Here is a 20461-nt window from a genome sequence, read left to right as displayed (position 1 = left end):
ACGAAAGGCCGGGCTTGCGCTCAGGCGCCGACCATCGGCTCCTGACCCTTTTTCAGCCGCTCAATGTCGCGCATCGGCGGCGCGCCGAAGGCGCGCGCGTATTCGCGGCTGAACTGCGACGGGCTTTCATAGCCGACACGATGGCCGGCGCCAGCCGCATCGAGGGAATCTTGAAGCAACAGCCGGCGCGCCTCCTGCAGGCGCAATCGCTTTTGATATTGCAGCGGACTCATTCCTGTGACCGCCTTGAAGTGCTGGTAGAGGCCGGAGGGGCTCATGCGCGCCTCCGCTGCGACGGTCTCTATGCGGAGCGGCTTGGCGTAATTCCGTTTGATCCAGCGGATGGCTCGACTGACCTGCGCGAGCTTGGAATCGGAAACCGCGATTTGGCGGATCTTGTCGGCCTGTTCGCCGGTCATCAGCCGGTAGAGGATTTCGCGCTCGACGAGCGGGGCGAGCGCGCGGGCGTCTTGCGGATGACCGAGCAGCGCGACGAGTCGCGCCGCAGCGTCGATGAGCTCCGGCGTCGCCGCGCTCAGCGCCAAGGCCGGACCGGGCGCATCGCCGCGCGCAGGTTCGACCCCTAGCTCCAGCATCATCGCGCCGAGAGAGGCCAGATCGAGATCGAGCCGCAGGCAGAGATAAGGAGACGCCGACGAGGCTTTGGTTATATGGCAAATGACCGGCACGTCGGCCGAAACGACGAGGTACTTGGCCGGATCGTAGGCAAGCGCGACGTCGCCGAGGATCGCCTGCTTCTCGCCCTGCGCCACGATGCACACGGCCGGCTCGTAAGGCGCGACGACCGGCTCGGTCGTCGTGGCGGCGCGGATGAGGTGCAGACGCGGAATCGGCGTTGCATGAACGCCGTCGCCGCCGGCGTATTTGTCAATCATGGCCGCCAGCTCGGCATGCCTCTCCATGACGACCTCACGCTCGAAAGCTCGTTTATATGCGCCCTTCATGGTCGTTTGGCGCAAGCGCATCGTAGAGCGCCATAGAGCGTCGGGGAACGCCCGCGTCAAAAGTTTGTAGAATCAGGCAATCATCTTGCAGGATCGGACTATCGCTTCGCGTCCCGCAGCCCTCATCTTCGGTCCGCGGCGGGGGGACGCCCCGTCAGTGATCAAGAGGGAATCGAGAAATGACCGTAACAGCCAAGATCGTCGCCATCACCGGCGCTTCGAGCGGCATCGGGGAAGCGACCGCCAAACGTCTCGCCCAAGCCGGAGCGAAGGTTCTCGTCGGCGCTCGCCGGGCGGACCGCCTCGAAGCGCTCGTCAGGGATATTCGCAATCACGGCGGAGAGGCCGAACTTCGGGCTGTCGACGTCGTCGATCCGGCGGGCGTAAAGGAGTTTATCAATTTCGCGGTCGAGCGGTTCGGCCGGCTCGACGTCCTCGTCAACAACGCCGGCGTCATGCCGCTTTCCCCGATGCGCGCGCTGAAAGTCGACGAGTGGAACAAGATGGTCGACGTCAACATCAAGGGCGTGCTCAACGGCGTCGCCGCCGCCTTGCCGGTCTTCGAGCGCCAGGGCTCGGGCCACTTCGTCAATGTGGCCTCGGTGGCGGGCCATGTCGTCTTCCCGGGCGGAGCCGTTTACTGCGCAACGAAATTCGCTGTTCGGGCGATTTCCGAAGGGCTTCGCCAGGAACTGAAAACAATCCGTGTAACGATAATATCACCCGGCGCGGTCGCGACCGAACTCGGCCACGACATCACCAACGCCGAAATGCGCGACTTCGTCTCAGGCGTGCGGGAGTTCGCGCTGAATTCGGACGATATCGCGTCGGCGGTTCATTACGCGGTGACGCAGCCGGACAATGTCGACGTGAATGAAATCGTCGTGCGCCCTGTCCAGCAAGCGCTTTAACGCGATAACGCGGACTCGCGCTTTGCGCGGGTCCGTATTCGGCCCTAACCGACCATCGGCGCGTTCGGCGCAACGCCGTTTTCGGCGCACCAGGCGAGATAGGCCGCCCGCTGGTTGTGCGTGTCGGTATGAAACAGCACCTCGCCGTTCTCGCCGAGATACTCGACCCGGCCAGTCAGGGTGATGTGGACGATGCACGGCTCGTCGCCAAAGCAGCGCCAGGAGTCGACGTTTCCCGGCGGCTCGTAGACATAGTCGCCCGGCCCCACGATCTCGCCGGTGTCGATGATCTCGCGCCGGCCCGAAAGGGTGAGCGCGTGCACCTCGCCGGTGTGGCGGTGGCGCGCCACGGTCGTTCCCGGTTCGACTTTCAATTGCAGGGTCCAGCCGTCCGCATCGAAACGGATCGGCCGGAACGAGACGCCTTCGCGGATCGGCACGAAGGGAAGATCCGGCGTTCGGATGGGATTGGCGATCGGGCTCATCGGGGGTCTCCTTCTGCGGATGAATCGGTGGCCGGCGCGCCGAAAAGAACGCGCCGCTCGGCCTCGGACATGGCCGGGCGATTCTTGGCGTAGTGGCTCTCGACGCCCTCATAGGCGCACTGCGTCGCGGGGCGCGCGGCGATGCGGTCGACCCAGCCTTTCAGCGCGGGGCGCGCATCGAGCTGCTGGCCGAGCCCGTCATGAACGGCGATCCAGGGATAACAGGCCATGTCTGCGACGGAATATTCCCCGAGGATGAAATCGCGCCCCTCAAGGCGTCGGTCGAGCACGCCGTAAAGCCGTTCGACTTCGTTCGTATACCGATGAATCGCGTAAGGAACCGGCTCGGGCGCGTGCGCGCGGAAATGCCCGGCCTGGCCGGCCATCGGCCCGAGCCCGGCCATCTGCCAGAACAGCCATTGCCGGCATTCAAGCCGCAGGCGCGGATCGCGCGGCAGGAAGCGCCCCGTCTTCTCCGCGAGATAAAGCAGCATCGCGCCGGATTCGAAAAGGGCGAGCGGCGGCCCGCCGTCAGCCGGCGCATGATCGACCATCGCCGGAATCTTGCCGTTGGGGGAGATCGCAAGAAAGGCCGGCGCGCGTTGCTCGCCCTTGCCGAGGTCGACGCGAACCAGGCGATGGGGAAGGTCTGTCTCCTCGAAGAACAGCCTGAGCTTCAGCCCGTTCGGCGTCGCGGCGTAATAAAGGTCGATCATCTGGCGCTCCGATTATCTTTACATAAAGATACGCCTGAAATATCTTGACGTCAAGATAAAATCGCGCCACGCAGGACCATATGGCTGAGAAGGCGGAAAAACCCGCGCCGGACGACCGGCCGCGCCCCGATCATGTCGATCGCATCGTCGCCCAATGGGCGCGCGAAACGCCCGACATCGACGTCGAAAGCCTGCTCATTTTCGGGCGGATGCGCCGGATCGCGCGCCGGCTGGGGCGCGAGATCGACGCCCTGCTGGCCCGCCACGGCCTCGACGCCGGCCAATATTACGTGCTGACGGCGCTGCGCCGGGCGGGCCCGCCCTTCACCCTGCGCCCGACCGAGATCTACCAGACGCTGATGATCTCATCCGGCGGGCTCACCAACCGGCTCGACCGGCTGGAGAAGGCGGGGCTGGTCCGTCGCCTGCGCGCGCCGGAGGACGCGCGCGAGCGCCTGGTCGCGCTCACCCCCGCCGGCCGGCGCAAGGTCGAGGCGGCCTTTCGCGAGAACATGGGCGTCGAGCGGCGATACATCGCAAGTCTCGCGCCCGGCGAGCGCGCGCGCCTCGCGCGCCTGCTCAAACGGCTCGCCGCGGCGTTCGACGGCGACCCGCCCGCCTCTTAACGAAGCGTTAACCCGGCTCGGCAAGCTGCACGGGGAGACGGGCGTCTGGCGCCGGACGGCGAAGCGCCTCACAGTCGCTTCGAAAGCCGCCCGAAGGCCGTTCTCGGGAGGCGCGATTTCTATGGCGGCTCGACTCAAGGGAGCGGATTGCGTGGCCGAATCCTCCGCAGCATTGAAACGGAAGATCGCGCGCGTCGCGCGCGCGCGGGCGAACGCGCCTGCGGCAGGCCCTTCCGGGGACGGTCCTTCGGCGCCCGCCGCCGCGCCGCGCCCGGCCTCGCCCGCCGAAATCGCGCGCCTGCTCGACGAGGCCGCCGCCCAGGAGGACGCCCGCCGGCGCGTCCGGCCTGGGCCGGCGCCCGGCGCCGTAGAAGCGGTCCCTGTCGGCGACGCTCGGCCGGAACGCTGGCAGCTCGTCACCTTTGCGTTGTTGTGGACGGGCCTCGCGGCCGGATTCGCCGCCGGCGTCTGGCTCGGCTATGTCGGCGCCGGGCTCATCGGGGCGTCGCTTGCGGCGGCTTTCGGCTTCGCCTTGCTGCTCGCCGCCGGCGCGGCGCTCAATCAGCATGCGCCGGCCCTGCTCGCCGGCGCGATGCTGCGCCGGGCGGCCGGACGCGGGGGGGCGGAGGCTGCGAGGCTCGCCGGCGCCGACATGCTCGCCGCGCTGGGCCTTGCGGAAAAGACGCTCGACGCAGACCCCGACGCGCGGCTGGTGACGCGCCGCGACGGGGTCGTCGTCTATGCGAACGCCGCCTATCTGGCGCTCGCGCGCGAGGCCGGCGTGATCGGCCCAGCTGGCCTGCCGCCGCGCATCGACCGGCTGTTCGCCCAGCAGGGCCCGGAGGCGACCAAGCTGTTCCGCCTGTGCCGGGCGGCCAAGAGCGCGGCCGCCGCCGAGGAGATCATTCATCAGCTGATCGGCGTCAAGGGCGGCGGCGCGCGGCGGCGCTTCGAGGTCTCGGTGCGGCCCATTCCGGGCGCGGAGGATTACGTCGCCTGGCGCCTGCGCGAGCTGCCGCTCGAAGAAAACCAGCACGACGCGCTCGCCGCGGCCTATGCGGACTTTCCCCGCCCCGTTCTGGCGCTCGAGCGTTCGGGCCAGATCGCCTGGGCGAACGCCGCCCTGCGCGAGCGGCTGGGCGCAGGCCGCGGCGCGTCCGCCCATATCGACGAGTTAGTGCTCGGCGAGACCGCCGATCTCGTACGCGCGCTGTGGCGCGTCGATCAGTCGCCGCAAAAGGCGCGCCTGCGCGGACCGGGCGGCGAACCCGCGGACGGAACGTTCTGCGCCTTTCGCCGCGGCGGCGTCGGCGAAGGCTTCGTCTGCGTCGAGCTCGCGCTCGAAGAAGAAAAGGAGAAAGAAGAGACCGTTTCGGTCTCGGGCGACATCGCCGAGGCGCCCTTCGGCGTCGCGGTGGTCGAGGGCGAGTTCGGCCGCGACGCGCGCATCGTCGAAGCGAACAGAGCGTTTACGGAGGTTTTCGGCGGCGCAAAGAAAAACGCGCCCCTTTCCCGCTCTTTTCCGCCCGAAAGCCTTGAAGAGCTCGCCGCCGAGATCCGTCGGCGCGCCGCCTCGGGCGGGGCGCCCAAGCCCGTCGAGGTCACGCTCGGCGCCGGCGCGGCAGCGCGCGCCTTCGCCGTCTACGCCCGGCCCGTACGCCGCCGGCGCGGCGGTTACGGCGCGCGGCGCACCATGCTTTATTCCGTGGACGTTACGGATCGCAAGCGCATGCAGGACGAGCACGCGCAGGACCAGAAGCTGAAGGCCATCGGTAGACTCGCCGGCGAGGTCGCCCACGACTTCAACAACCTTCTGCAGGTCGTGCTCGGCAATTGCGAGCGGCTGATGCTGAGGCACCCGGCCGGCGATCCGGCCTATCGCGATCTCGTGCTGATCCGCGAGAACGCCCAGCGGGCGGCCAACATGACCAAGCAGCTTCTCGCCTTCTCGCGCAAACAGACCCTGAAGCGCGAGGTGCTGTCGATCACCGAGATCCTGCGCGACTTCGCGCGTTTCCTTGACCGCGCCATCGGCGAGAAGGTGAAGCTCGAACTGGTCAACGGGCGCGGGCTGCCGCTCATCCGTGTCGACAGGAACCAGCTCGAGACGGCGATCATGAATCTCGCCGTCAACGCTCGCGATGCGATGGGAGCGGCTGGAGGCGTGCTGACGATCCGTACACGGCTTGTACCGGCGGCGGAGATCGAAACGCTCGGCCTTGCCGGCCTCGCCGCGCAGGATCACCTGCTGATAGAGGTCGCCGACACCGGCCCCGGCGTGCCCAGGGAGATCGCCGACAAGATCTTCGATCCCTTCTTCACCACCAAGGAAGAGGGTAAGGGCACGGGCCTCGGCCTTTCTACCGTACACGGAATTATAGGACAAATGGACGGCGCCATCGTTCTTGGCGAGAACGACGGTCCGGGCGCCGTATTCCGCATCTATCTGCCCGCCCATCAGGGCGAGCCGGAGATCGAGGCGACCGCCGCCGCCGGCCATATGGATCTCACCGGCGCGGGCCGGGTGCTCGTGGTCGAGGACGAGGACGCGGTCAGGAACTTCGTGGTCGCCGCCCTCGAAGACTGCGGCTACGAGATCACCGCGGTCGGCGACGGCGAGGAGGCGCTCGACGTCATCGCGGAGGAGGCCGGCGCGTTCGACCTTCTCATCACCGACGTGATGATGCCGGCGATGGACGGGCCGACCCTGGTCGAGCACGCGCGCGCCGATCTGGGCCTGAAGGCGAAAGTCATCTTCATGTCGGCTTACGCCGAGGCGGCGCTGCGCGAGCAACTGGATGCGATCGAGGAGGCCGGCTACATCCAGAAGCCGTTCACCCTTAAGGGCCTCGCCGCGAAGGTGAAGGAAACGCTGGCGGGCGAGGCCGCCGTCGAAGCGTAACGCCCGGCGGCGCGCGCATTACGCCGTAACGGCCGGCGCGCGTTCGCGCCGCCAAGCGCCTGGCGGCGCGCCGACCTGTTTCTTAAAGGCGCGGTTGAACGCCGCTTCCGAGCCGTAGCCGACCTCGGCCGCGGCCTGCGCGATGGAAACGTTCGGCCGTTCGAGCAGGCGCGCGGCGAGCTGAAGACGCCAGGCCGAAAGATACTGCATCGCCGGCGTCCCCATGATCTGCGCGAAGCGATCGGCGAAAACCGACCGCGACATGCCGACTTCTCTGGCAAGCGCATCGAGCGTCCAGTTCTCGGCCGGGCGCGAATGCATCAGCCGCAGCGCCTCGCCCACATGCCGATCCCGCAGCGCGGCGATCCACCCGCGTGACTCAGCCGGAAGCTCCTCCATGTGCTTGCGCAGCGCCTGAAGGAACATCAGTTCGCTGAGTTTCGAGAGAATCGTTTCGCCTCCCGGTTTCGGGTTGGCGGTCTCGGCGACGGCGAGCCGCAGCAGCTCGAGCGTCAGATCGCTCTCGTCGCCGGAACGGCGGACATACATCATCCGCGGGAGCCCTTCGATGACCGGATTATAGGGGCGCGCGTCGCAGCCCAGATAGCCGCACACGAACCGCGCCGGCTCGCCTTCTCCGCCGACCTGTTTCAGCACGAAAGGCAGCGCCCGATTGCGTGGGCGATAATAGAGCGTGTAGTCAGGCGTCCCGCGCTTGCCCTTCTCGCTGCTCATGAAATGGCCGTCGCCCGCAGGAAAGATGATGGCGTCGCCCGCTTCGAGTCGCACGGCCGGTTCGGATTCGTCGGCGAGCTGCGCCCAGCACCAACCATCGAGCATGATATGGAATGCGATCACATGTTCGAACGCCGGCATCACTTCCGCGCAGATGCTCGACATAGGCGGCGTTTCCGCCACCCAAGGCGTGCGCGCATTCACGTCAAAGTAAATCGCGCCAGTCAGACGGACCGCCTGCATCACGTCCGATAACACGTCCAAGGAACGTCGCTCCTATCGCTTCCCGCCACAGACGGTCGATCAACTATTTGATACTGTTGACTAGCCGTTCGGACGGGCTGTTAAAAGCGCCGGCGCGTCGATCATACCTCCAAACGCCAGTCGCAGCTATCCTACTTTGGTAAGCCGCTCCAAAGACGGAGCGAGCGCTCAAGGAGAGCCAGATGCGACAACTAAAAGACTTCACAGCCTTCGCCGACGCCTTTCGAGGCAAGATCATCGTCCCGGGCGACGCCGACTACGACGCGGCGCGCGCGCTTTACAACGGCATGATCGACAAGCGGCCGCGCCTCATCGCGCGTTGCGTCGACGCGGCCGACGTTGTCGCCGCAGTGAAATTCGGCCGCGAAAACGATCTTCTCGTCGCCATTCGCGGCGGCGGCCACAACGGTCCGGGCCTTGGGAGCTGCGACGGCGGGCTCGTCATCGATCTGTCGCAGATGAAAGGCGTCAGGGTCGACCCGAAGACGCGCACGGTCCGCGTCGAACCTGGCTGCACGCAACGCGATGTCGAGCATGCGACGTCGGCCTTCGGCCTCGCCGTGCCGGCGGGCATTGTCGGCTCGACGGGCATAGCCGGCCTTACGCTGGGCGGCGGTCACGGTTATCTTTCCCGCGCACACGGACTTACGATAGATAATCTGCTGGAAACGGACATTGTGCTCGCCGACGGGCGGTTCGTCACGGCGAGCGACTCTGAAAACGCCGACCTCTTCTGGGCCATTAGAGGCGGCGGGGGCAATTTCGGCGTCGTCACGAGCTTCCTGTTCCGCGCCATGCCCGTGCGCAACGTCTACGCGGGGCCGATCTTCTGGGACATCGCCCACGCGCGCGAGATCATGCAAGCTTACCGCGCCTTTCTGCCGACGGCGCCAGAAACGCTTTATCCTTTTCTCGGTCTCAAGACCATACCGTCGACAGCACCGTTTCCGGAGGAAATATGGGGTGTACGGATTTGTGCGCTCATATCCTGCTATAACGGACCGGAAGACGAAGGCGCAGCGGCGCTCAAGCCGCTCCTTGATGCGCTGCCCAAGCCGCTAATGAACGGCATGGCGCAAATGCCTTTCCACGCGCTGCAGTCGATGTTCGACCCGCTCTTGCCCGCTGGCCTGCAATGGTACTGGAAAGGCGATTTCGTCGACGAGTTGCCCGACGCCGCAATTGACGCTCATATTGAGCACGCCTCGCAAAGCCCCACCGAGCTTTCGCTGATGCATCTTTATCCCATCGACGGCGCCGTTCATCGCGTCGGCGAAAACGAGACGGCCTGGAGCTGCCGCGACGCGATTTGGTCTATGGTGATCGCCGGAATCGATTCCGATCCAGGCAAGGCGGAGGACCTCAGGCGCTGGGGCCGCGCCTACTGGAAGGCTGTCCATCCCTATAACCGCTCCGGGGCCTATGTGAACTTCATGATGGACGACGAAAGCGATGACCGGATCGAAGAGACTTACGGGCCGAATTATGCGCGTCTCAGGAAGGTCAAGAAAAAATACGATCCGGAGAATTTTTTCCGGGTAAACCAGAACATCCGCCCGGCCGCGTAAGCCCGGCCCGCCGCATTCCGCGCCCCGAATGCGGCGGGCGGCGGGTTTCGTCTTTATATTGATATTGTGCGTTGCGCGAACGCGACCTCCATGCGGTCGATGGACCGCACGGCGCGCAGGCCCGAAAGCTTCGGCGGCGGGCCGACCAGCTTCGTTCCTGGCGCAAGGCGCGCGATCGCGGCGATCGTCTCCTCAAGCTCGGCGCGCGCCAGCGCCTCGCCCAGGCAGCGATGCGCGCCGGCGCCGAAAGCGAGATGCCAACGCGTGCGATCCTTGCGGAAGATGTCGAACCTGTCCGGGTCTTCGTAAACTTCCGGATCGCGCAGGGCGGCGATCAGCGACAGCGCGACGACTGAGCCCGCCGGAACGACGAAGCCGTCGAGATCGAGATTGCGAAGGGCCACGCGCGGCACGCTGGCGACGGCGGGATCGTAGCGCAATCCTTCCTCCGCGGCCGGCTTCTTGAGGCCGTCGGGGTCGGCGCACAGTGCGGCCCACTGATCCTGATGCTGAAGAAGCTGCGACAGGGTCGAGCAGATGGCGAGTCTTGTCGTGTCGGAGCCGGCGAGGATGAGGCCGGCGACCTGCACGCGCGCCTCGACCGGGGAAAGGCCTCCCTCGCCGCCTGTCGCGGCGAGGAATTGCGACAGGAAATCCTCCTCGGGCGCGGCGCGCCGCGCTTCGAGCAGTCCCGCCACATAATCGTTGAGCGCCGCGAGGTCGCGCTCGATTTGAGGCCGCACGCTTGGTTCATGCGGGGAGAGGCCGCGGATCGAAGAATAGACGAGGCGCGAGAAATAAGGCGCATCGTCGCCGGGAACGCCGAGAATGCGGGCGATGATTGCGGCAGGAATTTCGCCCGCGATTTCATCCAGAAAATCGACGACGCCCGCATTGAGGCGCGCGCGGACAAGCGTTTCGGCGAGCGCCCTGATCTCGCCGCGCATCGCCTCCATGGCCTTGAACGCGAAGGTCTTCGCCACCGGCCCGCGCCGGCGCCGATGCGCCTCGCCGTTCGAGAACAGCATGCCGTTGGCGAACATCTCGAAAATGGGCCCGTCCGATATGCCCTGCAAGAACATGGTTTCGAGCTCGAGCTGGCGAGTCAGCGAAGGGTTCGTCAGCGTCTCAGCGTGCCGCCAGCGAAGGGCGAGATACGTCCCGTAAGGCGTTCGGGCGACGGGCGCAGGCCCCACGCAGGCCCGCAGCATTTCGTGATCGTTCCTGTAGGGACCGTCCTGGTCGATGAGTGGAATCTCTTGCGCTGTTGCGATTTTAACGGTCATGACTTCTCCCCTTTCCTTCTCGCGCGCCGAGGCGTCGCCTCTTTCACGGCGGCGGCGAAATCGGCGTCATCATAAAAATCCGGACGCGTAGCCGCGCCCGCCAGAAGCACCAGCGCGCGCAGGCTCGCGAAGATCGCCGCGCGCTCGGCGCGCGCAAAGCCCGCTTTCTCCGCATGCGTCATGTAGAACGCGAAAGCGATATGAAGATGGGCGAAAAGCCGTCCGTCCTCGATGTCGAAATAGTCGGCGAAGTTCTCGGCGATGACGCGCTCGGCGTAGCGGTTCGCCTTGGCGGCGACTTCGGCGGTTTCAGGCGAATCCGCGCCCGCTTCCGCCGCCGCTGCAAGAAGGGCCGCGGTGTCCGAGGCGCCTTCCCCGCGCACGGCGCGCAGCTCGTCGAAAAAGCGTTCGGCGTCGGCGAGCGGGCCGTCGTCCGTGCGCGTCGCGCGGAAGCGCCGCGCGTTCTCGTTGACGGTCTCTTCGAGCGCCGCGGCGACGATGGCGGCCTTGTCGCGAAAATGATGATAGAGCGAAGCTGAGGATACGCCGGCTTCAACCCTGAGCCGCGCCATGGAGAGCGCGGCGTAGCCCTCCTTGACCAGAATCCGGCGCGCCGCGGCGAGGATTCGCGCCCGGCTCGCCGCGCCGCGCCGGTTGCCGCGCGGCGGCGATCCGGCCGCGCCGTCGGCGACGAATGGCGCGGGGCGCGCGCGGCGGGTCTGGGCGGGCATGAGGGACTCCGCTTTCTGGATTGATTGATCCAATAACATAACTGGAACGATCGATCCAGAAATATAGGCGTTGCCAGCGCCGCCGCTCCGGGGCCTAGTAGGCGCGCACGAAACGGGAGGGCCTCATGGGGCGGCTTCAAGCGGGGGCGGCCTGCTTTCTTCTGGCGCTTGCGGCCGACGGCGCCGGCCGGGCGGGCGACTGGCCGGCCTATGGCGGCGATCAGGGCGGCATGAAATATTCCGCCGCCGCGCAGATCACGCCTCGGAACGTCGCCGAACTCATTCCTGTCTGGACTTACCGGACGGGCCACATGGCGGCCCCGGCGCGCGCCGTGCAGGGGTCAAAATTCCAGACGACGCCGATCCTCGCCGAGGACCGCCTCGCTCTTTGCACGCCCTTCAACACGGCGATCGCCCTCGACCCCGCGACGGGCGAGGAGCTGTGGCGGCATGATCCGGGCGTCGATTACGACGAGAGGCCGGCGAACGCCTTCAATTGCCGCGGCGTCGCCTTCTGGCGCGACGTCGACGCGGTCCCTCGTCGTCCGTGTACGAAACGCATTTTCATGGCGACGAATGACAGCCGGCTTGTCGCGCTCGATCATGGAACGGGAAAACCCTGCGAAGGGTTCGGACAAGGCGGAATCGTCGAAATAGACTATGGCATGCCGCTCGGCTGGCCGGGCGAAGCGCAGATTTCATCCGCGCCCGCCATCGTCGGCGACGTCGTGGTCGTCGGCTCGGCGTTGGCGGACAATTTTCGCGTCGAGGCGCCCAGAGGCGTCGTGCGCGGGTTCGACGCGCGCACAGGCGAGCAGCTTTGGGCCTGGGATCCGATTCCGCGCGATGACGCCGCGCGCGATCTCGGCTGGCCTGCAGATGCGCCCCCGCAGGAAGGTCACGCGAATGTCTGGGCGCCGATGTCGGTCGACGAGGCGCGCGGCCTGGTCTTTCTGCCGACCTCTTCTCCGTCTCCGGACTTTTTCGGCGGGCTGCGCGCGGGCGACAACCGCCACGCCAATTCGGTCGTCGCGCTGGAGGCGGCCACCGGCGAGATCCGCTGGGCCTTCCAGACCGTGCATCACGACGTATGGGACTATGACGTGCCGGCCGCGCCCGCGCTCGCGATGCTGCCGATCGGCGGCGAGACCCGCGACGCCGTCGTTCAGGTCACCAAGATGGGCCTTATCTTCGTGCTCGACCGCGACACGGGCGAACCGCTTATCCCTGTCGAGGAGCGCCCCGCGCCGCAGGGCGGCGTCGCGGGCGAGGTCCTGTCGCCGACCCAGCCCTTCCCTGTCGCCCCGCCGCCCCTTGTTCCCTCGACGATCAGGCCGCAGGACGCGTGGGGGCTCACGCCCTTCGATCGCGGCGCCTGCCGCAAGGCGATCGCGGCGGCGCGCGCCGAAGGCCTTTACACGCCGCCTTCGCTCGAAGGAACGATCGTCTATCCTTTCACCGGCGGCGGCGCCAATTGGGGCGGCGCGGCGTTCGATCCGGACACGAACCGATTGTTCGCGCCGACCATGAACGCCATGCACCTCGTAACGCTGGTCCCCAAATCCCGGACGGATGAGAACTATCATCCGATTCATGGCGGCGAACAGGCGCCGATGCGCGGCGCGCCCTACGCCATGCGCCGACAGATGATGCTGTCGCCGCTCGGCCTGCCCTGCAATCCGCCGCCCTGGGGCGAGCTGCATGCGGTCGATCTGGGTGCGGGCGAGATCGCCTGGAGCGCCCCGCTCGGAACGACGGAGGAGCTCGCCCCGTTGGGGCTCGCCCTCAAGACCGGCACGCCGAACGCCGGCGGGCCGCTCGTCACCGCGGGCGGGCTCGTCTTCATCGGCGCGGCGATGGACGACTACCTGCGCGCCTTTGACGCCGCGACCGGCGCGGAGCTGTGGCAGGGCCGCCTGCCCGCCGGCGGTCAGGCGTCGCCGATGACGTATGAATGGCGCGGCCGGCAATATGTGGTCATCGCCGCGGGCGGCCATTCAGAGGCCGGCACGCGCAAAGGCGATTATGTGGTCGCTTTCGCCCTGCCGCGCGAAGGCGACAAGCGCCCCGGATTCGCCTCGCGCCTTCTTGACAAGCCCGGCCGGCGCTTCGCGCTTAATCTGATCGTCCTGTTCATGGCCGCAGGCGCGCTCGTCGCGCTCGGCGTCGCGCTTTGGCGTCGCCGCGCGGCGCGTTCTTTCCACAACCCTGCGGACGGGTCTTCGCCGCCTCGCGAACACGGCTAAAAGACGGGCATGCGGCAGATCGTTTTCGACCTCGAAACCACGGGCTTCCGGTTCGAGGAGGGGCACAGAATCGTCGAGATCGGCGCGGTGGAGCTCGTTCACGGCGCGGTCACCGGCCGGTCGTTCCATACTTACGTCAATCCGGAGCGCGACGTGCCGGAAGGCGCGTTCCGGGTGCACGGCCTGTCGACCGAGTTCCTCGCCGACAAGCCGGCGTTCGCCGCCCCCTCGGTCGCGCCGGCCTTTCTGGATTTCGTCGGCGACGCCCAGCTCATCGCCCATAACGGCGCGGCCTTCGACCTGCCTTTCCTTAACGCCCAGCTCGAGGCGTACGGGCTTAGGCCGCTGGCCAACGATCTGCTGGATACGCTGATCGTCGCACGGCGCAAGTTTCCCGGCGCGCCGGCGAGCCTAGACGCGCTCTGCGCCCGTTTCGGCATCGACACGACTGTTCGGGCGCGCGACGGCCACGGCGCCCTGCTCGACTCCAAGCTGCTCGCGGCGGTCTATATCGAGCTGACGGGCGGGCCGCAGGCGGGCCTCGATTTCGGCCGCGCCGCGGATGAGGACGGGGCCGGCCACGGCGCGCGCCGGCGCGCCCGGCCGCGCCCCGCGCCGCTGCCGAGCCTCGTGACGCCCGAGGAAGCCGCCGCCCACGCCGCCTTCGTCGAGGCCGAACTCGGCCCCGACAGCCTTTGGGCGCGCCTGGCCGCCGTCAAGTCCCAGGCGGCGGAGTGAAATTTCGTTTGAGAATAAAAACGACCGCCGCAGACCGTCGTCTACAGACTCAGTCCGCCGTGCGTCAGGCGTGAGCCGCCGGCTGCGCTCCGGCGTTCTGCGCCTGCCGGGCCCGGTTCTGCTGATAGACCGAGAAGAAATCGATCGGCTCGAGCATCAGCGGGGGGAAATTGCCGTTGCGGGTGGCGTCGGCGATGATCTGGCGCACGAAGGGAAAGAGCAGGCGCGGACACTCGACCAGCATGACGAGCTCCATCTGGTCGGCCGGCACGTTCTTGATCTCGAAGGCGCCGGCGTAGGTCGCCTCGACGACGAACATCACCTCGTCGTCGCGGCGGGCGCGGGCCGAGACCGACAGCTCCACCTCGTAACGGTCCTGGGCGAGGCCGCGGCCGTTGACGTTGACGTCGACCTCCATCTTCGGCGCCGCGCCGGAGTCGGCGAAACTCGCCGGCGCGCGCGGGTTTTCGAAGGAGAGATCCTTCAGATACTGCGCCAGCACGGCCAGGCTCGGCAGGCCGCCGGCCTGCGGGTTGTTCGCGCCGCCATTGCTCGCGCCCTGATTGTTCCCGCCCTCGTTCGGGGTCGTCTCCGACATGCCGTTCACCAACGGTTGAATCTGTTCTCAGGAGGGCGGGTCATACACGCCCCGTCCCGGACGGGCAAGCCGCGCGGCGGGCTAGCGCCGGCGCGCGATGTAGATCCGCGTCTCGCCCCGGTCGATGCTGCGGCGGATGCGGCGAAGCGCCGCCCTGGCGATCGCATGGCGCAGCGGCGGGACGAGCAGCGCGAAGCCGAGCGCGTCGGTGACGAAACCAGGCGTCATCAGAAGCGGCGCGGCCGCGACCAGAAACGCCCCGTCGACGACCGCCTCGACCGGCGCCCGGCCCTCGTCGAGATCGCGCCGCGCGCGCGCCAGCGCCGCGAGACCCTGCGCGCGCAGGATGAGCCCGCCCAGCGCCGCCGTGGCGATGCAGGCCGCAATGACCGGCAGCGCGCCGAACGCCGCGCCCGCCTGAATAAGAATGTACAGCTCGACCAGCGGGGCGAGCACGATCAGCGCGATTATCAACAGGATCATAACGGGATGGTGTTTTCCTCGACCTGAGCCCTATATAGAGGGCGAAAGCCCGATTTTAACCGTCAGAGGCGCTTGGCGCAGCCTGTTACATGGATCCGGTCGTTCTGATATTCGCCGCCGTCGCTGCTTTCGTGCTGTTCCGGCTGTTTTCCGTGCTCGGAACGCGGACCGGTCATGAGCGGCGCGATCTGGAAAGCGTGCGCGGCGGAGCGGGCGGCGGAGAGGCCCGCGGCGAGGCGCAGGCCGCGCCGGCGGCTGTGAAGCCGCTTGCGCCCGTCTCCGCGCAGGCCGAGCCTCTGCGGGCGGCCGATCCCTATTTCGACGAGAAAGCCTTCCTCGACGGCGCGCGCGCCGCCTATGAGATGATTGTGGAAGCATTCGCCGCAGGCGATCTCAAGAGCATCCGCCGCTATCTCGATCCGTCCGTCTACAATGCGTTCAAGGCGGCCGTGGCCGACCGCGAAGATAAGGGCCATTTGACGGACCTCAAATTCGTCGGAATCGATGCGGCCAGGATCGTCGAAAGCAAGGTTGAGCGCGGCGTCATGACGGCGGTGGTCGATTTCGCCTCCAACCAGGTGCGCGTGACGCGCGACGCCGATGGCAACGTCGTCGAGGGCGATCCGGCGCGCATCGATCTCGTCAGGGATCGCTGGACCTTCTCGCGCAGGGCGGCGAGCAGCGATCCCAACTGGACCCTTGTCGCAACCGGCGGCGCGGTATAGCGGAAAACGGGAAGCCAAGCCCGGAGCGCGCAAGAGCGCGCCGACGCCGCTGAGGGTCAGTCTACGTGCTGAAACTCGACTCACGCCTCATCGCGCTCGCGCTGTCGGCCGCCGTCGCCGCGGCCCTGATCGCGGCGGCGCTGACCTTCTCCGACGTCTTTCGCAAGGCCGGCCCGCCCGGCGCCGACGCCTACGGCCCGCCGCAGTTCTCCTTTCGCGTCGCCTCCTTCGCGGAGCTTCCCGGCTGGAGCGAGGACGATCCGGCCGAAGCCATCCCCGCGCTTCGGCGCTCCTGCGCGCGCATCCTGACGCTGGCGCCGGACGCCCCCGCCAACCCCGCCGAAGCGCTGGGCGCGGCGGCGGGCGTTTCTTCCGTGGCCGGATCGGCGGCCGCGTGGCGGCGGGTCTGCCTGGCCGCGCTCGCGCTCCCCGACGGCTCGCAGGCCGCCGCGCGCCTTTTCTTCGAGGAGCAGTTCCGTCCCCTGAAGATCGTCGCGATCCGCCCGCCGACGCCGGGCGGACCCGCAGCGGACCAGCCGCCGCTGATCGAGGAGAGGGGCCTTTTCACCGGCTATTACGAACCGGTCATCGAGGCTTCGCCGCGCCGCACGCCCGATTTCTCCGCGCCCGTTCTCGCCCGGCCCGACGATCTCGTCATGGTCGATCTCGGCCGCTTCCGGCCCGAGCTCGCCGGCGAGCGCATCGCCGGCTACGTGCAGGGCGGCGCGCTTCATCCCTATCCGGATCATCGCGCGATAAACGAAGGCGTGCTGGAGGGACGGGCGGAGCCCCTCGCCTGGCTGCGCCCGGACGACCTCTTCTTCATGCAAATACAGGGATCGGGCCGGCTGCGCTTCGAGGACGGGCGGGAGATCCGCGTCGGCTATGATGGGCAGAACGGCCATCCCTATTTCGCCATCGGCCGGGCGCTCATCGAGCGCGGGGTCGTCTCGCGCGAGGCGATGAGCATGCAGGCGATCCGCGACTGGCTGGCGCGCGCCGCGCCGGAAGACGCGCGGGCCCTGCGCGAGCTCAATCCCTCTTACGTGTTCTTCCGCATGCTGCCTATAGAAGATCCGGCGCTCGGCCCGCCGGGCGCAGAGGGCGTTTCTCTCACGCCGGGGCGCAGTCTCGCCGTCGACCGGCGCTATCATCCCTTCGGCGCGCCGGTATGGGTCGCGCTCGACGGCGAAGGCGACCCGTCCGGTTTCAGTCGGCTGATGATCGCGCAGGATGCAGGCGGCGCGATCAAGGGGCCGATCCGCGGCGACGTATTTTTCGGCGCGGGCGAAGAAGCCGGCGCGACGGCGGGCGCCTTCAGGGTCGAAGGGGAAATGTACGTCCTCGTTCCCGCCCCCGTCGCGGCGCAGCTTTCCGGCGCGCCCGATCCGCACACGCGCTGGCGCGAGGCGCGCCGGCGGGACGCGGAATGAGCCGCCGCCGCCTCGCGCCCGAGGAGGCGGCGCTGTGGCGGCGGGCGACCCGCGACGTCGCGCCCCTGGACCGGAAGAAGCGAGGCGCCGTTCCCGACACGGATGATCCTTGCGCTGACGGAGCGGCGCGCGGCGGCGCCGGTCTGGAAGCGCGCGACGAGAGGCGCGCGGCGGCGCCGGCCGGCGCCCCGGCGCGCGCGGCCGGGACTGCGCCGCAAGGGCCGGCGTCGAAGCGGCTCTCCCCCTTCGCCGCCGGCGACCCGGCGCTCGACCGGCGCGCGCGGCGCGGACGCATCAGGCCGGAGCGCGCGCTCGACCTGCACGGACTCACGCAGGCCGCGGCGCGGGCCCGGCTGGAGACGTTTCTCGAACGCGCGGCGGGCGAGGGGCTGCGCTGCGTGCTCGTCATCACCGGCAAGGGCTGGCGCGGAACGGGCGGCGACGCCGGGCGCGACCCGTTCGCGCCGCGCGCCGGGCGCGGCGTTTTGCGGCTGCGCTTCTTTGAGTGGATGGAGGACCCGGCGCTCGCCCGCTTCGTCGCGCGCGCCGCGCCGGCCGCCCCGCGCGACGGCGGCGACGGGGCGTTTTATGTGTTCCTTAAATGGACAAAAAAGGGATCATGACGGCTTTCACGCGCGCAGGAGCTTCAGTCCCTTATAGCGCGCGAACGCGCCGTCTGCGCTGGCCAGCACGAGATTGTCCGTAAGCGCCTGCGCGATGAGCATCCGGTCGAACGGGTCGCGATGATGCGGCGGCAGCTGCAAGATAGCAGCGGCATGATGCAGCTCGATCGGAAGAAAATTGATCCCGGCCGCCCCGAGCGCGTCGCGAAACCCCGCATCCGGATCGGCGGCGACGCGCGCCGGCAGCGCCAGCTTGCTCAGGTTCGCCTTGATGCAGATTTCCCACACCGACGCCGCGCTCAGGAGGAGACGTTCGGCCGGGTCCGCCAGGCGGGACAGGAGCGCATCCTCCAGTTCCTCCGGCGCCTCGAGAAGGCGGAGAAAAACATGCGTGCCGAGAAGAACGCCGCTCACGCCCGCCCGTCGTTCTTTACCCCGAAAAGTTCAAGGACGTCGCGATCCATCTCGGCCCATTCTTCCGCCGTCGGCAACCGCGCTTCGCCTTTCCACAGGCCGAAGACCCGCTTTTTCTGCGCGGCTTCGGGCAGCGGTTTCAGGACGGCGCGCGGCGCGCCGTTCTTGGCGATGACGATCTCCTCGCCGGCTGCGGCTTCATCGACAAGCTGCGACAGGCGCGTTTTCGCCTCGGAGAGATTGACCTGCTTGGTCATGACATGAAGCAGGCGCCGCCGATCAATTGGTCAAGCTGGTCAACAACGCGATCAGCCGCGGAAATATTGCAGCCAGATCGCGAGGCCGACGAGGCCGAGCGCGGCGGCCGGCAGCACGTAGATGAGCAGGATGCGCGACAGGCGGATGAACATCGTCTCGGCGAAGTCCCAAGCCCAGGCCCGCAACGCGTCGCCATACCAGGTGCGCCGCTTGTGCTTCGGCAATTGCGGCGTGACATAGGGGACGGCGGCGAGCACCGTGACGCCGCGGTTTTTCCAGCGCTGGAAGGCGCGCTTCAGCGCGCCGTTCGCCACCGAACCGCCGAAGCGGCGCGCGAACCAGCTTCCCATCGCGGCGAAGGGGCCCGCATAGGCGAAATCCCCTTCGAAATCGGCGAGGGAGAACTCGACGTCGAGCACCATCGCCGCCGGATTGTCGCGCTCGCTGTCCTCGTCGATGCGGGCGACCGCATGGCGCACGCCGAAATTGCGCAGGAAGTCCTCAACGTCGCCGATGGAGGCCGCCGCGCCGGCGCGATGGAAGCGCAACATCACCCGCACGCCCGGATCGGGCTCGCCCCCCTTTTCGTCGCCGCCGGCGGCGCGGCGCTCAGCCTCATGCGCGACCCGGCGCAGCCGGCGCATCCAGTAGCGGGTCTTGGCGTCGGTGGTCTTGTAGGCGTCGTCGGTGAGCGTCTCGTCCGGCGCCACGCCGACCACGAAGAAGCGGGTCTTGGCGGGCTCGGCGTCCTCGATCTCCGGATCGATGATGGTGAACTCCTGCGACATCATGGCCACCTGGAAGGGCAGGATGACGCCGTAGAGCCGGGACGCTTGCGGGTCCGCGGTCATGGTCGAGACGAAATGGGTCTTGCCGTCGCGCGGATCGTAAAAGGTGTTCGTCTGCCGGTTCTGGTTGAGCGCCGCGCGCGCGAGCCGCGCCATCTCCCGATGCGGCTCGACCGAGCGCAGCGTCTCGATCACCTCGACCCCAGCCGCACGCAGTCCGTCGAGCTTCGACTTGCAGCGACGGGCGGCCTCGGGCCCGGCGAAGACGGTGTCGATCCGGTCGCGGAGCATCAGCTGCGCGGACTGGTCGATCACCAGGCCGGCGCGATACTGATCGCCCGATTCGTGCACCGACGGGTTGCGTTCTTCCGGGCGCGCGTTATAGCCGCCCCAGCTCGCCCGCTCTTTCTTCAAGAGCGCCGACAGGCCGGAGCCGGGATGGGCCGACTGGATGAGATCGAGCACCTGCGGCTCATAGACGGCAAGGCAAAGCTGGTCGGTCGCCTCATACTGCTCGACGGCCATGAGCCCGAACAGGCTCGACAGCGCGCGCAGGGTCTCGAAGTCGTAGCCGGCATAGGGCGAGTAATACGGCACCACGGCGAAATCCGCCGTGCCCTGCTTGACCGCCAGCAGCGCCTGCTCCTTGGCGCGCAAGGGAAGGCGCTGGACGCGCGAGAAATCGTAACGCCGGCTCGCCGCGCGGCTGATGTCTTCGAACTCCTGGTCGTAAACGAGGCGCTTCCAGCCGCCGTCGCAGGGGCCGTAGCGCCGGGCCGCGCGCTCGAACAGCTCGCTCGCCTGATAGCCGAAGCCGAATTCCTCGCCGGAATAGGCGATGCGGGGCGCGCGCGCCTTCGAGACTGTCGTGCCGCCGTCCGCCATACCGCTTCCCCTGAAGACTCCCCTGCCCCGCCGGGGCTCCCCGCCAAGCGGCCCAGATTAACGCGCCTTTAACGAATCCGA

At 67.8% G+C, this 20461-nt stretch carries 20 protein-coding genes; 9 read left to right on the top strand and 11 right to left on the bottom strand.

Translation table 11 applies throughout. The features are described from left to right. Positions 1–20: 20 nt before the first annotated feature. The gene (locus tag CHB64_RS02825; protein WP_200815206.1) at positions 21–986 is read right to left on the bottom strand and encodes an AraC family transcriptional regulator; all 966 of its coding nucleotides are present in this window, start codon (positions 984–986) and stop codon (positions 21–23) included. Between the two features lie 158 nt (positions 987–1144). Between CHB64_RS02825 and CHB64_RS02820 the strand changes: the two genes are divergently transcribed. Further along, positions 1145–1876 (top strand): SDR family oxidoreductase, encoded by a 732-nt coding sequence (locus tag CHB64_RS02820; protein ID WP_089411053.1) that lies wholly within the window; start codon positions 1145–1147, stop codon positions 1874–1876. A 44-nt stretch (positions 1877–1920) separates the two neighbouring features. Here the strand turns inward: CHB64_RS02820 and CHB64_RS02815 are convergent, their stop codons facing one another. Together CHB64_RS02815 and CHB64_RS02810 are read right to left on the bottom strand one after the other, a co-directional pair. Next, entirely contained in the window at positions 1921–2361 is a 441-nt protein-coding gene (locus CHB64_RS02815; RefSeq protein ID WP_089411052.1) for a 2,4'-dihydroxyacetophenone dioxygenase family protein, read from the bottom strand. Beyond that, on the bottom strand, positions 2358–3077 hold the full coding sequence (locus CHB64_RS02810; protein WP_089411051.1) for a glutathione S-transferase N-terminal domain-containing protein: 720 nt from the start codon (positions 3075–3077) through the stop codon (positions 2358–2360). Before CHB64_RS02810 ends, CHB64_RS02815 begins: the two co-directional genes overlap by 4 nt. 80 nt (positions 3078–3157) lie before the next feature. Between CHB64_RS02810 and CHB64_RS02805 the strand changes: the two genes are divergently transcribed. Then, positions 3158–3703, top strand: coding sequence for a MarR family winged helix-turn-helix transcriptional regulator (locus tag CHB64_RS02805; RefSeq protein WP_089411050.1), 546 nt, complete (start codon positions 3158–3160; stop codon positions 3701–3703). A gap of 151 nt (positions 3704–3854) precedes the next feature. After that, complete coding sequence (locus CHB64_RS02800; protein WP_159462390.1) at positions 3855–6605, top strand: response regulator; 2751 nt, start codon at positions 3855–3857, stop codon at positions 6603–6605. 18 nt (positions 6606–6623) lie between these two features. Here the strand turns inward: CHB64_RS02800 and CHB64_RS02795 are convergent, their stop codons facing one another. Further along, positions 6624–7598 (bottom strand): AraC family transcriptional regulator, encoded by a 975-nt coding sequence (locus CHB64_RS02795; RefSeq protein ID WP_234993309.1) that lies wholly within the window; start codon positions 7596–7598, stop codon positions 6624–6626. 188 nt (positions 7599–7786) lie between these two features. Here CHB64_RS02795 and CHB64_RS02790 point away from each other — a divergent pair, with 188 nt between their 5' ends. Then, positions 7787–9172, top strand: a complete 1386-nt coding sequence (locus tag CHB64_RS02790; RefSeq protein WP_089411047.1) for an FAD-binding oxidoreductase — start codon at positions 7787–7789, stop codon at positions 9170–9172. Between the two features lie 53 nt (positions 9173–9225). On the opposite strand, the gene CHB64_RS02785 is transcribed toward CHB64_RS02790, so the two are convergent. Then, the gene (locus CHB64_RS02785) at positions 9226–10458 is read right to left on the bottom strand and encodes a cytochrome P450 (protein WP_089411046.1); all 1233 of its coding nucleotides are present in this window, start codon (positions 10456–10458) and stop codon (positions 9226–9228) included. Further along, entirely contained in the window at positions 10455–11189 is a 735-nt protein-coding gene (locus CHB64_RS02780; RefSeq protein WP_159462389.1) for a TetR/AcrR family transcriptional regulator, read from the bottom strand. Before CHB64_RS02780 ends, CHB64_RS02785 begins: the two co-directional genes overlap by 4 nt. A gap of 125 nt (positions 11190–11314) precedes the next feature. On the opposite strand from CHB64_RS02780, the gene CHB64_RS02775 reads away from it, so the two are divergent. Next, the gene (locus CHB64_RS02775; RefSeq protein ID WP_089411044.1) at positions 11315–13435 is read left to right on the top strand and encodes a pyrroloquinoline quinone-dependent dehydrogenase; all 2121 of its coding nucleotides are present in this window, start codon (positions 11315–11317) and stop codon (positions 13433–13435) included. Between the two features lie 9 nt (positions 13436–13444). Beyond that, positions 13445–14173, top strand: a complete 729-nt coding sequence (gene dnaQ / locus CHB64_RS02770; protein WP_089411043.1) for a DNA polymerase III subunit epsilon — start codon at positions 13445–13447, stop codon at positions 14171–14173. 64 nt (positions 14174–14237) lie between these two features. On the opposite strand, the gene secB is transcribed toward dnaQ, so the two are convergent. Together secB and CHB64_RS02760 are read right to left on the bottom strand one after the other, a co-directional pair. Continuing rightward, positions 14238–14771 carry a protein-export chaperone SecB gene (gene secB / locus CHB64_RS02765; protein WP_089411446.1) on the bottom strand — a complete coding sequence of 178 codons (534 nt, stop codon included), beginning with the start codon at positions 14769–14771 and terminating at the stop codon, positions 14238–14240. Between the two features lie 81 nt (positions 14772–14852). Beyond that, positions 14853–15254, bottom strand: a complete 402-nt coding sequence (locus CHB64_RS02760) for an FxsA family protein (RefSeq protein ID WP_089411042.1) — start codon at positions 15252–15254, stop codon at positions 14853–14855. Positions 15255–15343: 89 nt separating this feature from the next. On the opposite strand from CHB64_RS02760, the gene CHB64_RS02755 reads away from it, so the two are divergent. The 3 genes from CHB64_RS02755 to CHB64_RS02745 all read left to right on the top strand — a co-directional run bounded on the left by CHB64_RS02755 (position 15344) and on the right by CHB64_RS02745 (position 18035). Continuing rightward, positions 15344–15979, top strand: a complete 636-nt coding sequence (locus CHB64_RS02755; RefSeq protein WP_089411041.1) for a Tim44/TimA family putative adaptor protein — start codon at positions 15344–15346, stop codon at positions 15977–15979. A gap of 65 nt (positions 15980–16044) precedes the next feature. Then, positions 16045–17412, top strand: coding sequence for a murein transglycosylase A (gene mltA, locus CHB64_RS02750; protein ID WP_089411040.1), 1368 nt, complete (start codon positions 16045–16047; stop codon positions 17410–17412). Next, complete coding sequence (locus CHB64_RS02745) at positions 17409–18035, top strand: Smr/MutS family protein (RefSeq protein ID WP_089411039.1); 627 nt, start codon at positions 17409–17411, stop codon at positions 18033–18035. The genes mltA and CHB64_RS02745 overlap by 4 nt, the downstream gene beginning before the upstream one ends. A 6-nt stretch (positions 18036–18041) precedes the next feature. On the opposite strand, the gene CHB64_RS02740 is transcribed toward CHB64_RS02745, so the two are convergent. The 3 genes from CHB64_RS02740 to CHB64_RS02730 are packed head-to-tail and all read right to left on the bottom strand — an operon-like array spanning position 18042 to position 20380. Next, positions 18042–18449, bottom strand: coding sequence for a type II toxin-antitoxin system VapC family toxin (locus CHB64_RS02740; RefSeq protein WP_089411038.1), 408 nt, complete (start codon positions 18447–18449; stop codon positions 18042–18044). Continuing rightward, the gene (locus CHB64_RS02735) at positions 18446–18706 is read right to left on the bottom strand and encodes a type II toxin-antitoxin system Phd/YefM family antitoxin (protein WP_089411037.1); all 261 of its coding nucleotides are present in this window, start codon (positions 18704–18706) and stop codon (positions 18446–18448) included. The genes CHB64_RS02740 and CHB64_RS02735 overlap by 4 nt, the downstream gene beginning before the upstream one ends. Before the next feature lie 51 nt (positions 18707–18757). Further along, on the bottom strand, positions 18758–20380 hold the full coding sequence (locus tag CHB64_RS02730) for a hypothetical protein (protein WP_089411036.1): 1623 nt from the start codon (positions 20378–20380) through the stop codon (positions 18758–18760). Positions 20381–20461: the final 81 nt, after the last annotated feature.

Source organism: Amphiplicatus metriothermophilus (assembly GCF_900199215.1).
In the GTDB taxonomy this organism is placed as follows: Bacteria; Pseudomonadota; Alphaproteobacteria; order Caulobacterales; family Parvularculaceae; genus Amphiplicatus; species Amphiplicatus metriothermophilus.
This window is presented reverse-complemented; position numbering and strand designations above follow the sequence as displayed.